Here is an 18,173-nt window from a genome sequence, read left to right as displayed (position 1 = left end):
ACTTCGAGTTGAAGGAAATAAGGGAGATCAATCATTCTACATACGCCTCATTCTGTTCACTTGCCAATGGGGCATTCCCAGGTTTACATGCCGATCAGTGGCTGCAGGGGCATATTGAAGAAACACCGAGCGAAAGCTTATATGGATTGTTCAAAGGGAGGGATTTAGTGGCTGGCATGAGGACATTTTTGTTTGAAATGAACTTGAACCAAACCACCATCCCTGTTGGCGGAGTCGGGATGCTTGCTGTTGATTTGTTACATAAGAAAGAGGGAAATGCGTATCAACTAATCAAGTATTTTTATGAGCTTCATAAGTCCAAAGGGCATCATCTTGTGATGTTATATCCGTTTAACGTTGCATTCTATAAAAGGATGGGATTTGGAATCGGGACGCAGGTCTATCAATATTATGTCAGCCCATCCTCTTTTCAGAAGTTTTCCCGTAAAGAGCATCTTGAACACTTAAACGATGAAGACAGAGAACTCATTCTGGATTGTTACAACCGTGTTTTTCAAAAAACGCATGGGATGACGAAACGATTTCCAACAGAGCGGGAATTGAATCGACCATTTAATTTTGGAAGAGTGGTTGGCTTTAAACAGGATGATCAAGTACTTGGCTACGTGTTGTACGAGGGTAAGGGGAAGGATCTTTACATCCATGAGTTATTCTTTGAAACAAGGGAAGCGATTGAAGAACTATCTACTTTTTTATATCAACAGGCCGATCAATTTAAACGAATCATCATCAATTCTAGCGAGGATGACCTCATTCATTTTCTGAGTTCACCTGAAAGCGGGATGGACACCATGCTTGATACGGCGCCTTCTGCAGACAATAAGCATATGGTGAACCTTGGGGTTGGTGTGATGTATAGGGTTATTGATTGTAAAGGGTTATTGATGGAGCTATACGAAAAGAAGCACCGATTCGGCAGTGCTTCAATAACGATAGGGTTTGAGATACAGGACGAACTGCAAGATGACGAGTCAAAGAACTTCACCGTGACGTTTTCACATGGAGAAATTCAACGCTTTCATGAACGGGCAGTCGATACTGTCGTACGAATGGATATCTCCGAGTTTTCTTCGATGATCATGGGGGCCGTGACTTTCCGCTCTTTAATTAAATGGGGCAAAGCAGAGATATCGAATCCAAGCTTCGTGAATCAAGTCCATGACCTTTTCCACACACCTGAAAGACCGGTATGTACGAAAGCATTTTAAAGATGAAGGGGTATTTGAATGAATAAGAGTAATACATATTTAAGTATAGAAGAGCTTCTTTCCATACCTGTCATATCAGATCTACACATAAGTGAGGACGGACAACACGTAGCTTTTGTCAAAAACACAGCTGACTGGGAAGAGAATACATATAGGAATTCCATCGTGATATATGAAAAAAACAAGGGGGAATCCACCCCATTCATAGAGGGGACATCCCCACTATGGTCGCCGGATTCCACACAATTGGCCTATCTTTCAGCTGGTGACGGAGGTACGAAGAATCAAATCTTTGTAGAGTCGATCAATGGTGATGGCAGGGTTCAAGTTACCGATGTGGGAGAAGGGGTCATTGTATTCAAATGGGATCCTTCGGGCAAGGGAATATACTATATTGCACAGTCACCGGAATCTGAGAAAATCAAGAAGCGCAGGGAGCAGTATGGAGAATTCCACCATGTAGGCAAGGAATACCGTAATCATTGTTTATGGTACGTGGAATTAATTGAACAGGTTCCGAATCAACTGACTGACGGAAGGGATTTTCACATCCAAGAATTCGATGTTTCAGCCGATGGGGACAAGGTGGTGTTCATGGCTGCGCCAAGCCCGGATGGGGAGGATGGTCACAATGGGGAACTCTTCCTGCTCGATCGTCCATCTAGAGGGTTGCGGAAGCTGGAGGGAGATAAGGTAGTCGGAGGTAAGGTATGCTTTTCACCTCAAGCTACGAAAGTGTGTTACACGGCAAGCTTACGTGAGAAGGATTACTATACAACTCATATCATGGACAGTACCCTCGAAATCTATGATCTTACGAATGGAGAGCGGATTCAACCATTGCTAGATTTTGACCATGCGGTTGTTCCCATACGCTGGACAGCTAAAGGGATTTTACTAATGTGGCAGGATAAAACGAATTATCGGATCGGGTTATTATCTGAAGATGGGAAGCTGAATATGATAAGCGAGACAACGGATGGATGTACCATGGAGTCTTCTATAACAGGAGATGGAAATCATCTGGCCTATAGTAAGGCTGCTTCCAATGAAACATTCGAAGTCTATGCTGATGGTGAAAAAGTCACCAATGAGAATGGTCTGCTCCAGGGGAGACTTACAAGTAACAGGGAAGTCATCTCATGGAACAGCCGTGATGGCCTTGAAATAGAAGGGGTATTAACAACCCCGAAAGACATGGATTGGAATAAAAAACATCCTTTATTGGTTTTCATCCATGGGGGGCCGGCGTGGGCTTCTTTCCCCATCCATTCAAGCTGCTTCAATGATAAGTATCCTGTTGAAAAGTTCATTGAAAATGGCTTCATCGTTTTGGAGCCAAACTATAGAGGTAGTTCAGGATATGGGAATGACTTCTTGAAGGCAAACTATCGGAACCTTGGCATCGGTGACTACGAGGATGTGATATCCGGAGTCGATGAACTCGTGGACCGGGGAATTGCAGATCAAGATCGAGTCGGGGTGATGGGCTGGAGCCAAGGTGGCTTCATCTCAGCGTTTTGCTCTATCTACAGTGATCGATTTAAGGCTGCTTCGGTTGGAGGCGGAATAAGTAACTGGGTCACGAATTATGTGAATACAGATCTGCCTTCCTTTATCAGGATGCATGTAGGAGATACACCGTGGAACGACCCGGAGATCTATGCCAAAACCTCACCCGCGACCTATATTCAATCAGCTTCTACCCCAACCCTGATTCAGCATGGTGAAAAGGATGCAAGAGTCCCGCTTCCTAATGCATTTGAGCTCTATAAAGGACTCAGTGATATGGGAGTCGAGACAGAATTAGTCGTATTTGAAGGCATGGGATACAGCTCTGACAAACCGGGAATACACCGGGCTATTATGGAGCAGAATCTGAGTTGGTTTTTAAAGTGGTTGGTTAATTAGGGACAAAATTTATATAAAAAAAGCCATGGGGTCAGGTCCGTTGTGAATAAACGGACCCGCACCGTGGCTTTCTATTTTTTACAATCAAGTCATCACGTTGATGATTTAACCCCACATACAGCCACCGTATGATACCCACGCGACACGGGTCCCTCCAGTACGCGAAGATCCTTAAACTTCAATTGTTCCATGATCGGGAGTAATTCACCTTGAATCATCTTCTTGATTGTAGTCCAGTCTTCTCCGTCCTTTCCATCGCAAAGTGTGATCAGGACGGTTCCTCCAGGTGACAGCACCCTTTCAATTTCCACCAATGATTTGAACAGGTCCTCCCAGAAGTAAACAGAATGGATGCTGAACACGGCTGTGAATTCTTCATCAGGGAAGGGCATTTCTTCAACGCTTCCGTGAACTAATGTCATCTGCTTTTGTCTGATGGCTTTTTTGTTGCGTAAAGCTGCTGACTGGAGAAGGGTTTCTGACAAATCCAATCCGGTGACTTTGTGACCTCCATTCGACGAAGCGATCTGTTTCATCGCAAATCCTGCCCCGCATCCTATCTCAAGGATCCGTTCATTTTTCTGAAGCTGGAGGTTTCCAATGGTCCACAGCGTTTCAGGCTTATGTTGGCGAATCATTTTCTCCCCTATGAACCATCCGAGAACTCCAGCGGGCCGGCTATACTGGGTGTCCATGAGGTGCTGGAACTTTGCTTTCACATTCATTTAACGCCCTCCTTTTATTCATTGTGTATTTACACTATAATTTTCTTATCACTATTAAACAATCCTATATTACTTATAGTCACTATAAAATATTTTTATAGTTGGGAGAGAGCAAATTGGAAATCAATCAACTGATTGCGTTTGAGCTTGTTTCAAGGCTCGGTTCATACAGCAAGGCTTCGAGATACCTGGATGTCTCGCAGCCTACTATCAGTTTGCGGATCAAAGAGTTAGAGAAAGATGTAGGGGGATACCTTTTTGTCAGGGCAGGGAAACAGATGGAGCTGACAGATTTGGGTAAAGGGTTCCTTCCTTATGCCAGGCAGGCTCTTGAAGTATTACAAAAAGGAAAAGAAAGGGCTCAGTCGATAAAAGAAGGGAGAAGAGGGGAAATCACGATCGGAACCCTTCCGACATTTACATCGGGCCATTTCACCTCGATCATCAAGGAAATGTACACTACATTTCCCGATATCCAGATCGCCATCCACACCGGTCATAACCAACAAATCATCGACATGCTTTATGACGGAAGCATCAAGCTGGGAATGATCACTTCCCCGTTTTTTAATAAAGATTTGAAAAAGCTTTATACGATAAAAGAACCTCTCGTCTTTGTCGCCCGTCCGGATCGAGCATTAAAGGGTGGATATAGCATCGAGGATGTCTTTCTCACAAGCAAACCGTACATTATGACCGATTGGAGTGAGGAGAGCAAGCACTGGCAACGAACCCATATGTCCTTCGGTAGTGACTCCATCGAATTGCCGCCTGCTACGGCACTGGAATTTGTCCAGAACTACAGTGGAACAGCGCTTCTTACAGAATCAATGGTTTCTGCTCTTTTAGAAGAAGCAACATTGGTAAGGCTGGAACCAAATGATATGCCGGCTCTCTATAGGGAAGTCGCTTTAGTAAGCCTGGATAGCGAACAGTCCCTGCCTCCTGCTGCCCGGCGCTTTTTGGAAACAGTAAGGTCCGGCTCATGGGGACAGATATAGAGCGGGTGTCTACCCCGCTCTCAAGTTATGCATCTAATTCCTCAAACAACCCAACTGAATTACCATACGGATCACTAAACGTACACCAGGCAGCGGGAACGCCTTCCCGGGTTTGGACTTCCTCTATTGTCGTATTCAATGATTCTATCAATCTCTCACGTTCAGAATAGATGTTGTGAACACCTAAACGCAGCGGACCATTCCCGACTGCAGGCTCTCCCTTTGCCACTTGCAGCCAGGTACCTTTCACGATTTCCCACTCGGCAAAATTTTCATGTGGGATGAAGTCAGGGTTGCGATTGAAGAGGGTTTTGTACCAACTAAGCCCTTCTTCGTAATCTGTCACTCGAACTTGAAAGGTGACTCCTGTATATTTCTTCATTTCTTTTCCTCCTCATAATTATTCTACTTTTTCGAAACTTTCATCTTCTATTAGACGTATAGAGTACTAGAAGGTTGCTTTTAGAGTCGGCTCAAAAAAGGTTATGCAGGTATCGATTATCATAAACAGCTATAGATGACGATCTGCAGCTGTAACGGTCAACATTAAAATATATGAAAAGTTAACAGAATAATTGAAACTATTCCATTTTGGCTCCCGTCTAATAGGTAGTAGTGTTTAAGATAAAATACCCAATTAATCCAAAATAATGATACAGACAAAACAGAATGGGGGAGTAAGTATGTGGCAACAAAAGCTGATCCAAACCGATCGAGGGGATTTCGAAATCTTTGAAGCAGGGAATGGTGAGCCGTTGTGTGTGACGCATCTATACAGTGAGTTTAACGAGCGCGGCTACCACTTTGCTGACCGGTTTGTGGAAGATTATAAAGTGTACCTGGTCAATTTGAAAGAAACCGGGAATAGCACGGAGGTGCAGGATGAAGAGGAGTTAAGTATGAGTGAAACCAGCAAGGATCTGGAAGCGATCCGATCCGCATTAGGATATGATAGCTGGAACTTTGCCGGCCATTCCACAGGCGGGATGTTAGGGCTGGTTTATGCTGCTGAGCATCCGGATTCTCTCAACCGATTAATTGTAGGCGGGGCCTCAGCTACAAATGAATATATGGACGATCAGGAAAGCATTTATTGTGATGAAAATCCGAATAACGACCGATTGAAAAAGGTATTTTCCATCCTGAATTCCGATGATGCAACAAGAGAGGAACGAAAGCAGGCACGCAGGGAATGGACGAAAATGTCCCTGAACGATCCAAGCAGATATGATGAATACTTTTCCAAGCCAAGCAGTGGAAAAGTGGTTCAGAAACGTTTGGAGTATTACGCTTATAGCGAACTGCCAACGTATGATATCAGAGAAGACATTTCGAACATAAAAACCCCGACAATCGTTTTTTGCGGGAAGCATGACTCTCAATGCCCATTTGTGTATTCAGAGGAAATTTTCAATCTTGTTCCCAACTCAACCTTTTATATCTTTGAAAATAGTAACCATTCCCCTCATATAGAAGAAAAAGAAAAGTTCAGCGGGATGGTGAAAGACTCTTTTCATCTTGCCTGAAAATAAATCAAGGACAAAGGACACTAAAAAGTTCCTTTGTCCTTTTACTTTATGTCTAGAGAACAAACTTCCAATACGCAAAACAGATAAACGTACAAATCCACGAAACAAACCCAAAGGCGGTCACAATGGTCGTTTCACCCCAGCCGTATTTTAAGCCGTAGTGATAATGAATCGGAGTCATTCTGAAGATTCGCTTACCCCTCGATTTAAATGAAGCCACCTGCAGAATGACGGAAAGTTGTTCTGCAAAATAGATAAAGAATAGCAGGGGAATGAGAATCTCCACTTTTTCAATAACCGCAAGAAATGAAAGTGAGCCCCCGATCGCCAATGACCCTGTATCCCCCATAAAAGCCCGGGCCGGAAAGATATTATAAATAAGAAACCCGAGTAAGCAGCCAATCATCACTAAACAAAAAAGCTGAACATCACTGCTGTCCGAAATCATAAAAAAGAAAAAATAGGTAGGAATCGCGACCACTCCTAGTAGGCCGTCCAAGCCGTCTGTAAAATTAATCGCATTGGCAGAACCCACGATAAATAAGGTGATCACAATGAGATATAAGGCCATTGGAAGATCAATAGAGAAATCTTGATAGATGCCAATGGTCGTGTCTATTTCTTGTTCAATCATCAAGTAGTAAAGCAGGGTACCCGTAAATAGAAATTGGAAGATAAGCTTCGTTCTACTTGAAACACCGCCGGGATCTTGACGGGATGCCTTCCAAAAGTCATCCAAAAAGCCGATGAAGCTGAATAGAATGTAGGTAATGGCCAAGAAAAACATCAGGGGCGTAGGTGAAAAAAATAAGGAGACGATGATTCCGATAAAGAGAATGATTCCAAACATCAACGGCGTACCCTTTTTAATCTGATGATTGGAAGGAAGCTCTTTTCGTATCGGTTGCAGGAGCTTTAATTTTCTTAAGAGTGCAATGAACAGAGGGGATAAAGCTGCGACTAAAACAAAAGCAATAATGGCCGGGATTAATTGATCTCTCACTCGTATCTTCTCCTATTCTATTTAATTGTCTATACATAAGTTCTATGAAGAGTGTGGATATCCTTTAATTCAATTACAGAATTATGGACTCACTTTGATTGTATGGTTTTGAGTCTCTTAACTTCCCATATTTTTGGTAGAGGAAGATATTGGGAGGGATTTGGGTAATATACGTCGAATATGTAAATGGAAAATGGATTATAGAAGGGCAAGCAGACACCAAAATTGGAGGGGAATCATAGTTGAACGAAAAATTATTAAGGGTCGGAACTACATATATTCCAGTGGCTGACGTGGAACTTTCTTCGGAATGGTACGTAACGAAATTGGAGGCTGAATTAAACTACAGGGATGACGATAAAGCCATTTTGAATCTCGCCAACCAGAGTATCTTTCTTGTGAAATCAAAAGAAAGCGAGAGTGCTAACTTTATAGATGTCCATGGGAATGAACGCTTTTCTTTGACGTTTGAAGTGGACGGCTTAGAAGCTCTGGAAAATGTGCGCGGAGATTTTATTCGTCGCGGGATGAAGGTTGGAGAGATTGAGGACCGAGGTCACTCAGGAAGGAATTTTGTTTTTTGTGATGTGGATGGGAATAAGTTCGATGTGTGGAGTGAACTTAGTCCGACTTTCAGGGAGAAGTATTTGATTTCGGAATCAAAATAGTATGGATGGGTGGGCCACATCTGATGGGTGTGGTTTTTTTTTATGAGGTAGGTTCTTGGTTTCAGCTGCTGAATATAAGGCGATAAGCAGCAGCTGAATTTTCGGGTTAAATCAGCAGCTAAATAACAGGGATTATTCAGCAGTTGAATATATCAAGATAATCAGCAGTTGAATATTCCAGTTAACTCAGCAGCTGAACGAACCAAATTCCAAACTTTCCCCCACCAAAAAAGGTGCTTATCCACAACAGGATAAGCACCTTTATACAATTACTGAGCAACTTTCTCCGCACTTTCCAACTGCTGAGCACGTTGTCGCTTCGACTTCCTGAAATACAGCAATTCATAAAACACAGGAACGACCACAAGCGTCAGCACCGTGGCACCGGCAAGACCACCGATGACGACAACGGCAAGTGATTTCGATACGAGGCTTCCATCTTCCGTATGACCGAAAAGAAGCGGGAGCATGGCACAGATCGTGGCAATCGCCGTCATGACGACCGGACGGAGACGGGTGCCGCACGCTTCCAGGATCGAGTCACGAATGATCATCGTTTCCTCATTCTGCTTGACGCGGTCGATCAAGACGATAGCGTTTGTCACAACAATACCGATCAGCATCAACGCTCCAATTAAAGCCGTTGCGTCTGCAGGGACGCGTGCAATCAGCAGTCCGAGGACGGCGCCGATTGAGGCGAGTGGCAGTGTGATCAAAATCGCCAGCGGTGCTTTCAACGTCTTAAAGGTCAGGACCATGATCAGGTAGACAATCATGATGGATGCAAGCATTGTCATGCCAAGGTCCTTAAAGTCGTCGGCCTGTTGGGCAGCGGCGCCGCCGGTATCAAGGGAAACGCCTTTTGGCAGGTCGATATCCTTGATTTCGGTACCGATATTCTTCGAAATAACCGAGAGCTCTTCAGGTTTTACCTCTGCCGTGATTCGGACATATAAGTCACCATCTTTATGCAGGACGGTACTTGGCTTTTCTTCTTCCGTTATGGAAGCCACTTCTGTAAGAGGCTGGATGCCTGAGTTTGTGGCAATCGTCAAGTCTTTCAAATCTGACGTTGATTCAGGATTGACGCCTGCGTCCAGAAATACAGGTGTCGTTACATCATCCAGATTGATGGCTCCGATCGGCTGTGGATTCAATAAGGAACGGATTTGCATGGCCGTTTGCTGGGCATTCGCTTTCTCCGTATTGATGTTCACGGTGAAGACCGGAGACGTTTTCTCTTGATTGCTTGAGACTTTCTTCACGCCGTCTACATCTTTGATCTTATCCATGATGGTTTTGGAAGTAGTCAGAAGTTCATTGGTATCATTTCCGACAACATCATAGGTGATGCTTGAGTTGGATGAGCCTCCGAAGATGGACGATGGTGATGCTGTAATCGTCACACCTTTTTCATCCTTCTTCGTTTCATTCACTTCATCAATGAAGGATTCTGCATCGGATCCTTCTTTCATGATGACGGTATACACTGCTGTGTTTGGATCACTCACGGCTCCGTATTCGGCGTTTTCTTCACTTGCACCGTACTGGGTGATGAGGTAATCGTATCCTTCAAAACTTGATAACGTGTCTTCGAATTCCATCGTGCGCTCTTTGATCGTCTCTTCTGGTGTATCACTCGGGAACTCCATGGTGACAGCTACAAAAGAGGCGTCGTTTGCACTCGTAGCGGCTTTCGGTAAAGCGACATAAAGAGCGATGGAGCCTCCGAACACAAGAACGGCGAGTAAGATTGGAACAAATTTATGATTGAGTGACCAGCGCAGCACATTCACATAGCGGTGCGGCGTATTGTGTTTTGGCAATGTGGTGTTTTTCAACATTCCACGGCTTAACAATGGCACGACCGTAACGGCAACAAGCAGGGATGCAAGCAATGAATACGTAACGGTCAAACCAAACGGAAGCAGGAACGCTTTCAATGACCCGTTGACGAGTCCCATCGGCAGGAATACGGCCACCGTAATGAGAGTGGACGACGTAATCGCACGGGAAACTTCTTTTGTCGCAAGCAGAACATTCTGTTTGGTCAGCTTCTCATTCTGGCTTCGCCTGAAAATATTCTCAACGACGACGATGCTGTCATCGACCAGTCGACCGACCGCTACCGCGACCCCTCCCAGTGTAAGGATGTTCAAGGTGACTCCGGATAACGAGAGCAGGAATAGCGTGATACAGAGTGATAATGGAATGGACACGACGGTAATCAGTGTCGGCTTGAATTTTCTTAAGAATAAAAGAATGACAAGCGTTGCGAAAAGGGCACCTAGTGCTACTTCACGAATCATGGTGTTGACCGAGTTCTCCACCATATCACCAGTGGTAAACAGTGCGGTCGCTTCCACACCGTCATAATCCTTGTTGATTTGATCGACTGTGTCTTTTACATCGTCTCCAGCCGTAACGGCACTGGCATCACTCTCTTTGAATAGGACGGCTGCCAAGGCTTCCTTCCCGTTGACACGGGTGATGGTGTTTTCAGCTTTCACTTTTTCAACGGTGGCGATGTCTTTCAATTGGACAACAGGAGCGTTCGGCACTTGCAGAGGTATCGGCAAGTTCTTTAAAGCGTCAACGGAAGTCAGATTGTCCGTGACGTTGATCGTACTCTTCTGGCCGTCAATCGTCGTGCTTCCGGCAGAGGCAGAAACATCCTGCCCTTGCAGTACGCCCATCACTGCGTTAACCGGGATATGTAACTTCTCCAGTTTGTCGTGATCAAGATTGATTTGGACCCGTGGGCTGTTTTCTCCGGCAATGCTTACCTGAGACAGGGAGCCCTTATTTTCAAAAAGAGGCTTGAATTCATCGTTGACGAGGTCGAGATTCTCTTTCGTCAAGCCGTCATCAAATGTTATCGATACCTGACTGATCGGAATCATCGACGTATTTAGCTGGGAAATTTGCGGTTGTCCGACTCCCTCTGGAAGCTGGATGCCTTTGATGGCCTCTTCGACTTTGTTTTTGGCCTCCTTCATGTCGCTTTTTGAATCAAAGTTGATGGTCACCTGGGAATATCCTTCCCCGGTGGTGGACAGGATCGATGTTTTTCCTGAAATCGATGCCACCGCCTGTTCCACGGGTTCCGTGATGTTCGTTGTCATGGAGCCGGCGTCATACCCCTGTCCCAGGGTGACGACTGTCACTTGTGGATTATCCGCTTCAGGCAGGAATTCCATAGGCAGACGGAAATAACTTATGATGCCGAGAAGCAATGTGATGATGATAAATAGTGTCATGGCTGCCTTATTGCGGAATACCCAATTGGTTAAAGTTTGCATGTGTTTCCCCCCTAATACTGTTTGGTTTTGAATCTTCTTTTTAAAGATACTGTAATACGAACGGCATCACAGCCACCTCCAGGCTAATATTTGCCTAGGTCTTGAGGCGGATTTCACCTTGTCACAAAATTCATCTTACGGTAGAGCAGTCCTTGTTATTCTTAAACTTGTAAAATTTTTATGTAGGACGTGCTCTGTGTAAAAATATTCCTGCCACAATATAGTATTATAGTATGAATGGTAAGAAGTGGGAATAGTGAATTTTATGTAGACAAAAGATTTACAAATCGATTGTTTATTGGAAGAGTTTTTGGAATAATTGGAATTGAATGGATTGAAGGGAGAACAGTAGATGGAAAGTGTGAAAAAGCGGAAAAGTTTTAATTGAAGTTTTAGAAGCGGACATACGTGGAGGCGATTGATATGAAAAATTTAATAGCTTCTGTTTGGATAAACCAGCTTGCTGCGATTGGTATCGTGATCAGTTTCTTCGTGTATGACCCATACATGCATGTACGAGTTGTATTATTAATATTCGCATGTACTGAACCAATACTTATGTACTTTCAAAAAAGAATGGAGCGTGCCAAACTTTGGTTCTGGGCATATTGTATTTTCATTCTGGCGAGTGTTTTTCTGGCTTATTCTTTAGACGAACCACTTATGATCACATCTAAATTATTTTACTTCCTTCTCTTTACCACGGTGTTACTAACTGGAACATATAAAGGTTTATTTCAATCAACTAAACAAAGTCAAAGCTAATGGGGACCGTTTGATTTACATAGTAATATGATTGGTGAGTAAACTCTAATAAGCCCAGCCTATGAAAATATTCTTCGTGAAAGGAACAAACATGACACAATCACTGATATTCGATATGGATGGAACACTCTTTCAAACAGACAAAATATTAGAAGTATCCTTGGATGATGCTTTTGAACGGTTACGATCAAATAACCAGTGGGATGCCGAAACACCGATTGAGAAATACCGGGAGATCATGGGTGTGCCTTTGCCAAAGGTATGGGAAACACTGCTGCCTGACCATTCTCTTGAAGAAAGAGAGAGGACGGATGCCTTTTTCCTTGAGAGGTTAATTCAAAATATAAGGAATGGGGAAGGTGCCCTATATCCTTATGTTCAGGAGGTTTTCAGCCATTTAAAAGAAAATGGTTTTAGCATTTACATAGCCAGTAACGGATTAATAGAATACTTAAACACCATTGTCGATTATTATGGGTTGGACCAATGGGTAACGGAGACATTCAGTATTCAGCATATTGAATCTCTGAATAAATCAGATTTAGTCAGGCATATTGTGGATAAATTCGAGTTGACGAGTGGAGCTGTGGTGGGGGACCGGTTATCGGATATCCACGCTGCAAAGGACAATGGTTTGATTGCAGTTGGCTGTCGTTTTGATTTTGCCCGGGAAGTGGAGCTTGCTCAGGCTGATGTGATCATTGAGGATTTACTGGAATTAAAAATGCTGTTTCCTGCAAAAAAGCAAGGTATTAAATGAAATCGTTCATTTGAAAAGGGGTATCCAAGTGATCCAACATAAATCGATCCATATCCTAAATGGAACAGAGATGTACAAACGTTTCAAAGAGACAGGGTTTCTTAAATCAGAAGAGATGATTCCATTTAACGAAGCCATGTGTTGGGGAGAGACGTGCGAAAACATATTTTCAGATGAGTTTATTGAGATGCGTTCGAAGGTTCATCATGTACCGCGGAATCAATATACTGACATCACCCTGAAGCCGTTGGAGCCACTCTTTCATGAGAGTGTGGACACTATTGCCTTGTGGTTTGATGAAGATATGTTCTGTCAAATGAATGTACTGACGATACTCGCATGGCTGGATCAGAGGGAGTATAGAGGATCGATTGAGCTGCATCTTGTAGATCATCAGTATATGCCAGTGAAAAAGTATAGCTTAGAGGCGAAGGGGTATGCGGCCCTTTACGAAAAAGTGATGATTCATCGAACGGTGCCTGAGGACATTGTGCTAGAGCCTTTAAAAAAGGGAGTTGAGCTTTATTTAAACTACCAGGAGAAGGATAGTGAACTGATGGTGTATATCCAGAAGCATCCGGATGTTCCGATAGAGAAGCTGGTATCGCTTATGCTCGAGAATTTCAGAGAGTATGGGTTAGGGGATACGCAGTATAAAGAAATGATTAAGGAATGTCGTCGGAGTCGAAGGACTACTTAAGTTGTATTTTTAATGGTAATAATTAAAGGGGTGATCTAGTGGGTGTTTATTATTTTGCTATTCTTTTTATAGGGATATTTCTAATTTTCCGTGCAGGTTTGCAAGCGTTTAGGCAAGGTTCATTTTTAAAACCAGGGGTATTGTTGTTTGGAGTTATGGGTGCAGCGTTAATTGGCCTCTCTATTTTCATGTTTACTCCGGGGAGCGCTGATATTGTGGCTGACCTTTTAGGGATGACTAACTAGCGAAGTAAATGTTGTGGGAATTTAAAAGAGCGATTGGATATAATCATAAAAGTTGAATGATACTTTAGAAAACAGATGAAAAGGAGTAGATTAACCATGAACAAGGTTACACCATTCTTAATGTTTCAAAACCGAGATGCCGAGGAAGCAATGAACTTTTACACCTCTCTGATTGAGGATTCTTCCATTACTAACATAGTTCGCTATGGTGCAAATGAAAGTGGAGATGAAGGGACGGTCATGCAGGCGACGTTCACGTTGAAGGGACAAGAGTTTATGTGTATTGACAGCAATGTGAAGCATCAGTTTGACTTCACACCTTCTTTCTCCATCTTTTTGACATGCGATACGGAAGAAGAACTCGAGACGATCTATGAGAAACTGAATGAAGGTGGTCAAGCGCTTATGCCACTTGGAGATTATGGATTCAGTAAGAAATTTGGCTGGGTGAATGACCGTTTTGGGGTATCGTGGCAGCTGAATTTGCCTAATTGATCTTATGCTCAAAAGAAAATACGGAAACCGTGCTGATTGGAAGAGAGTAGAACAAAGGAGATACGCTCAAACCCATCTTCACACGAAGGAGTTCCAAGGGTATATCACTCTGTTGAACACAGTGAAAGTGAAGGAACCTTTAATCACCCAATACGGAGACAGAGAAGTGTGCATCGTTGATAACGGATATATGTGGCTTCAGCACTTTCCTTTGGAAAAAAATCATTCCGTCACTACCATTTTTGATGCAAACGGAGAGATAGTTCAGTGGTACATAGATATGCCTGGAAAATGGGGGCGAGGACGGTGTCCCGTGGATGGATGATCTCTTCTTGGATATTGTGGTTCTGCCCTCTGGGGAAATCTTTCTCCTTGATGAGGATGAGCTTGAGCAGGCTTATAAAAACCGAATGATCTCTGAAAATATGTATGATTTAGCCTGGAATGAAAGCAAAGAAATGATGAGACAGCTGCAAAATGATGAATTTATGATAAAAAAACTGGCTCAAGAACATAAAAGAGTGTTGGAGCTCGAACTTAAATAAACAGAGTAAAGGTGTCTGAACCTCAACAAATTGAGCCAGACACCCGTTTAATTTTATAAATCCAATCCAAAACACATCGATTTACTCTTCATTGCCTGAGTTAACCTTTCTCTCAAGCCTACTAACCATTCCGGTTCATGGTTCCATTGTTCTTCTGATGATTTCAAGATACGTACATACCCGTATAAATCGGCAAACCTTCTGAAAGCCGGGAGTAATGCCAGCATATCATCCTCGATTTCAAATTCGGTTCGATACCCATCCAGGAAGCATTCTTTTTTCTCTTGATACTTCTCAGATGGAATACAATCTTGCAAACTATCAAGTGTCTGCTCAATGTCCATCACATACCAATGGTACATCGCATCGTCAAAATCAATGACATGACAAGATTGAGATTCTGCATCATAGAATACATTGTCGTATTCAAAATCATAATGGATCAATCCAAAATTGTTCTTTGATTTAGGAATGGACTTAAAATACTCCTTTAATAACTTTGTCTCTTTTAACGCTAATGCCTCATGAGGAAGATCCATCAGAATCGACTCAATGGAAGTGAGGACATCGCTACAGGACCACCGCTTGGATTGAACAGGATAATACTCACTGGACAACCGATGAAGTTTACCTAATGATTTTCCATAACTGAACATAATATGATCATTTAGATCAGTCTCGCCAATTGGTACGCCTGGTACCTGTTTGAATACAGATGCAAAGAACTCTCCCCAGGGTGTTTGAACTTCCATAAGCTCATTTCCACTTTTTGAACCCACCGTTTCTAATACGCCATACTGCTTTGAGCGAAGGTAAGAAATAAAATCAAGTTCTGCGAGAAGGTTTTCCCGGCTCTTCTCAGATGTTGGGGCAAATCTCAGAAACTGTGTCTTATCTCTGAATTGAAAAGAATAAATAGCATTCGATGATATTCTGTAGGTTGTGAACACGTCTGGTGATTGTCCATCACATTCCCAATTCCTTACCAACATTTCTGCCAGGTCTTCGTTGTTAAAAAGATATTTCAGCTTCAACATAAAACAGTCAACTCCTCATTTTGTTTGGTCATCCATTTGAGAAGAATAACTGGAGAAGATATTTGCTAGTGAGGTACGAAAATAAAAAAGCCACAAGGTATATAACATAACCCTGTGGCTAAAATTTCGTTCTTCATCATAAGCAGATGTTGCCATACTCATTCTATTTTCACATTGTATCCGTATGAGTGAGAGGGCAATCCATATCATTCTCCAAGGTTATCTTCATGAAATTAGTCATTGCGTCATCTCACTCCCTTCGTTATCACTATGAAAATTATACCATTTGTAAGATTGGCAAATCAAGGGATTTCGAATGGGCGAGTCTGATGTATAATGAGTGTTAAATAAAATGAAAGCGAGTGGATGGTTCATGAATAATATCACTCAAATGAAAATTCAAAAGCCGGCACATGAAATCTTCGAGGCATTTGTTGATCCCGAAAAAATAGGAGGGTTCTGGTTTTCTTCAAGCTCTGAAAGGTGGGAGGAAGGAAAGACGGTTACGTTGAGATATGAAGAGTATGGGGCCGAAGGGGATATACATATAGTAGAAATCCAAGAACCAAAGAGGATTGTCTTCGAGTGGGCAGGAAACCATAAGGTGACCATTTCCTTTACTCAAGAAGAAAATGGCAGCACAATCGTAGGGGTTAAAGAAGAAGGGTTCAATGAGGACAATGAACATGTTATCAACGAATTAGTAGATAATAAAGAAGGCTGGGTATATATGCTAACATGCTTGAAGGGATACATGGAGTATGGTGTGAACCTTAGAGCATCGCTTGTTAAATAAATCTGAATGATAGTCCATTTAACAAAAATCATCCTGTAACTGAAGGATGATTTTTATATAAATGAATACCTTGCATTATTAGGTAATATATTATATAAATATGTAAGGGGGTGTAAAATTTGGAAATTAATAAAGAGGTCTTAAAAGGTCATATCGATACATTAATTCTCTCGCTTCTGAATAGCCGTGATATGTATGGGTATGAGCTAGCAAAAACGGTCCGTGAAAAAAGCGAAGATCAATTTGAATTAAAAGAAGGTACGCTTTATTTATCATTGAAAAGGCTAGAAAAAAACCAATGGATCTCTTCTTACTGGGGTGATGAGCAGGGGCCAGGCGGAAGAAGGAAGTATTATACGCTTACCCCCATAGGCCAAGAGGGGTTTGAAGAAAAGCGCAGAGAGTGGCAATTTGTAAAGAAAATCATTGATACCTTTATCGAAGGGGGAGAGAACTTTGAGACAGATTGATGCATATGTAGATTCTGTTTATCAACATATCGGGGGTAACCGAAAAGAAATTCAGGAATTGAAGGCTGAGATGAAAAGTCACTTGATGGAGGCTGTTCATGAACTGAGAGCTGAAGGATTGGGTGAGCAAGAAGCCGTTGATGTGGCCATTGAACGTTTTGGCGGAGAGCAGGAAATGCGTTCGATTGTAGGACAGCTCTTCAAGGCTCAAAAGTCGTTCGCTAAATGGGTCCTTTACCTTGCACTGGCTGTACTTCTTTTTACCGTGTCTGCATTCGGATATTTATGGTCACTTGAAGAAGAAAATGCTAATGAAAATTCTGAAGTAGCTACACAAGTTTCAACTATTTTACAGGATAAAACCAGCGTTTCTGATGACATGAAAAATAAAATAAATAGTTTAATACAAGGCACGGATCAAATCGCAAATATTGAAATTTACGATGTAAGCAGTGTTGAGAATACTAATATGGTTTTTGATTATGTCAGGGATGCAAAGCCGGAATACCGTTACGAACAAAAAGTGTGGAATCCCAAATGGCTACAGGCTGATTTCTTCCCATACGGAAACGGGGATGGCAAACAGTGGTATGTGGAAATGGAAACAAGACATATCAGTGATTTGATGTCGATCATCTTGTTCTCGGGAATGGCGATTTATATCACATTGTTTACGATTTGGGCAACGGTTAATGCTTATCATCATAGACGATTAAATATTGGGTGGATAGTGGTGTTTGCTTTGTTTAATGTCTTGGGGTATTTGGTTTATTACGTTGTGGGGAGAAAAAAGCTTAAAACGAGAGTTAAAGAAGCATAACACGTTTAGCTGAATGACCAATATGAAGTTGTATTTAAAGAAGCTCAGAGCTATGATCTCTGAGCTTTTATCATCTTTATTCGTAGGTTTTCTACAAACCAAACGTCTCTTCCTACTTCTATTATACCACGCTAATAAAATTCATTATAGACTGTTTCTTCCCATGCAGTAC

General features: G+C 42.5%; 20 protein-coding genes. 15 read left to right on the top strand and 5 right to left on the bottom strand.

Going from position 1 to position 18,173, the window contains the following annotated elements; translation table 11 throughout:
• Window positions 1-8 precede the first annotated feature (8 nt).
• Together V8G47_RS16610 and V8G47_RS16605 are read left to right on the top strand one after the other, a co-directional pair.
• Window positions 9-1,229, top strand: a complete 1,221-nt coding sequence (locus V8G47_RS16610; protein WP_336201113.1) for a GNAT family N-acetyltransferase — start codon at window positions 9-11, stop codon at window positions 1,227-1,229.
• A gap of 18 nt (window positions 1,230-1,247) precedes the next feature.
• A complete protein-coding gene (locus tag V8G47_RS16605) occupies window positions 1,248-3,140 on the top strand; it encodes a S9 family peptidase (protein WP_336201112.1) in 1,893 nt (630 codons plus the stop codon).
• Window positions 3,141-3,232: 92 nt separating this feature from the next.
• On the opposite strand, the gene V8G47_RS16600 is transcribed toward V8G47_RS16605, so the two are convergent.
• Window positions 3,233-3,865, bottom strand: a complete 633-nt coding sequence (locus V8G47_RS16600) for a class I SAM-dependent methyltransferase (protein WP_336201111.1) — start codon at window positions 3,863-3,865, stop codon at window positions 3,233-3,235.
• Window positions 3,866-3,981: 116 nt separating this feature from the next.
• Between V8G47_RS16600 and V8G47_RS16595 the strand changes: the two genes are divergently transcribed.
• Entirely contained in the window at window positions 3,982-4,866 is an 885-nt protein-coding gene (locus V8G47_RS16595; protein ID WP_336201110.1) for a LysR family transcriptional regulator, read from the top strand.
• A gap of 25 nt (window positions 4,867-4,891) precedes the next feature.
• On the opposite strand, the gene V8G47_RS16590 is transcribed toward V8G47_RS16595, so the two are convergent.
• Window positions 4,892-5,248, bottom strand: a complete 357-nt coding sequence (locus V8G47_RS16590; protein WP_336201109.1) for a VOC family protein — start codon at window positions 5,246-5,248, stop codon at window positions 4,892-4,894.
• A gap of 301 nt (window positions 5,249-5,549) precedes the next feature.
• On the opposite strand from V8G47_RS16590, the gene V8G47_RS16585 reads away from it, so the two are divergent.
• Window positions 5,550-6,392, top strand: a complete 843-nt coding sequence (locus tag V8G47_RS16585) for an alpha/beta fold hydrolase (protein ID WP_336201108.1) — start codon at window positions 5,550-5,552, stop codon at window positions 6,390-6,392.
• A 55-nt stretch (window positions 6,393-6,447) separates the two neighbouring features.
• Here V8G47_RS16585 and mraY read toward each other — a convergent pair whose 3' ends face one another.
• The gene (gene mraY / locus V8G47_RS16580) at window positions 6,448-7,398 is read right to left on the bottom strand and encodes a phospho-N-acetylmuramoyl-pentapeptide-transferase (RefSeq protein ID WP_336201107.1); all 951 of its coding nucleotides are present in this window, start codon (window positions 7,396-7,398) and stop codon (window positions 6,448-6,450) included.
• Between the two features lie 242 nt (window positions 7,399-7,640).
• Here mraY and V8G47_RS16575 point away from each other — a divergent pair, with 242 nt between their 5' ends.
• Entirely contained in the window at window positions 7,641-8,066 is a 426-nt protein-coding gene (locus V8G47_RS16575) for a VOC family protein (protein ID WP_336201106.1), read from the top strand.
• Window positions 8,067-8,335: 269 nt separating this feature from the next.
• Here the strand turns inward: V8G47_RS16575 and V8G47_RS16570 are convergent, their stop codons facing one another.
• Complete coding sequence (locus V8G47_RS16570; RefSeq protein ID WP_336201105.1) at window positions 8,336-11,368, bottom strand: efflux RND transporter permease subunit; 3,033 nt, start codon at window positions 11,366-11,368, stop codon at window positions 8,336-8,338.
• Window positions 11,369-11,791: 423 nt separating this feature from the next.
• On the opposite strand from V8G47_RS16570, the gene V8G47_RS16565 reads away from it, so the two are divergent.
• The 7 genes from V8G47_RS16565 (at window position 11,792) to V8G47_RS16535 (ending at window position 14,878) form a co-directional block, all read left to right on the top strand.
• A complete protein-coding gene (locus V8G47_RS16565; RefSeq protein WP_336201104.1) occupies window positions 11,792-12,133 on the top strand; it encodes a hypothetical protein in 342 nt (113 codons plus the stop codon).
• Window positions 12,134-12,224: 91 nt separating this feature from the next.
• Window positions 12,225-12,893: an HAD family hydrolase gene (locus V8G47_RS16560; protein WP_336201103.1), complete on the top strand. Its 669-nt coding sequence runs from the start codon at window positions 12,225-12,227 to the stop codon at window positions 12,891-12,893.
• Window positions 12,894-12,921: 28 nt separating this feature from the next.
• Window positions 12,922-13,593, top strand: a complete 672-nt coding sequence (locus tag V8G47_RS16555) for a hypothetical protein (protein ID WP_336201102.1) — start codon at window positions 12,922-12,924, stop codon at window positions 13,591-13,593.
• A gap of 38 nt (window positions 13,594-13,631) precedes the next feature.
• A complete protein-coding gene (locus V8G47_RS16550; RefSeq protein WP_224519306.1) occupies window positions 13,632-13,838 on the top strand; it encodes a hypothetical protein in 207 nt (68 codons plus the stop codon).
• A gap of 96 nt (window positions 13,839-13,934) precedes the next feature.
• Window positions 13,935-14,333, top strand: a complete 399-nt coding sequence (locus tag V8G47_RS16545) for a VOC family protein (RefSeq protein ID WP_336201101.1) — start codon at window positions 13,935-13,937, stop codon at window positions 14,331-14,333.
• 121 nt (window positions 14,334-14,454) lie between these two features.
• Window positions 14,455-14,658 carry a DUF402 domain-containing protein gene (locus V8G47_RS16540; RefSeq protein WP_336201144.1) on the top strand — a complete coding sequence of 68 codons (204 nt, stop codon included), beginning with the start codon at window positions 14,455-14,457 and terminating at the stop codon, window positions 14,656-14,658.
• Window positions 14,651-14,878: a hypothetical protein gene (locus V8G47_RS16535; RefSeq protein WP_336201100.1), complete on the top strand. Its 228-nt coding sequence runs from the start codon at window positions 14,651-14,653 to the stop codon at window positions 14,876-14,878. The genes V8G47_RS16540 and V8G47_RS16535 overlap by 8 nt, the downstream gene beginning before the upstream one ends.
• A 53-nt stretch (window positions 14,879-14,931) precedes the next feature.
• On the opposite strand, the gene V8G47_RS16530 is transcribed toward V8G47_RS16535, so the two are convergent.
• Window positions 14,932-15,915, bottom strand: a complete 984-nt coding sequence (locus V8G47_RS16530) for a phosphotransferase enzyme family protein (protein WP_336201099.1) — start codon at window positions 15,913-15,915, stop codon at window positions 14,932-14,934.
• Window positions 15,916-16,267: 352 nt separating this feature from the next.
• Between V8G47_RS16530 and V8G47_RS16525 the strand changes: the two genes are divergently transcribed.
• The 3 genes from V8G47_RS16525 to V8G47_RS16515 all read left to right on the top strand — a co-directional run bounded on the left by V8G47_RS16525 (window position 16,268) and on the right by V8G47_RS16515 (window position 18,001).
• Complete coding sequence (locus V8G47_RS16525) at window positions 16,268-16,711, top strand: SRPBCC family protein (protein WP_336201098.1); 444 nt, start codon at window positions 16,268-16,270, stop codon at window positions 16,709-16,711.
• 119 nt (window positions 16,712-16,830) lie between these two features.
• On the top strand, window positions 16,831-17,181 hold the full coding sequence (locus tag V8G47_RS16520; protein ID WP_336201097.1) for a PadR family transcriptional regulator: 351 nt from the start codon (window positions 16,831-16,833) through the stop codon (window positions 17,179-17,181).
• Complete coding sequence (locus V8G47_RS16515) at window positions 17,168-18,001, top strand: permease prefix domain 1-containing protein (RefSeq protein ID WP_336201096.1); 834 nt, start codon at window positions 17,168-17,170, stop codon at window positions 17,999-18,001. The genes V8G47_RS16520 and V8G47_RS16515 overlap by 14 nt, the downstream gene beginning before the upstream one ends.
• Window positions 18,002-18,173 lie beyond the last annotated feature (172 nt).

Source organism: Rossellomorea sp. LJF3 (assembly GCF_037046045.1).
Classification (GTDB): Bacteria; Bacillota; Bacilli; order Bacillales; family Bacillaceae_B; genus Rossellomorea.
The sequence above is the reverse complement of the archived record's forward strand: the minus strand, read 5'-3'. Positions and strand labels throughout refer to the sequence as shown.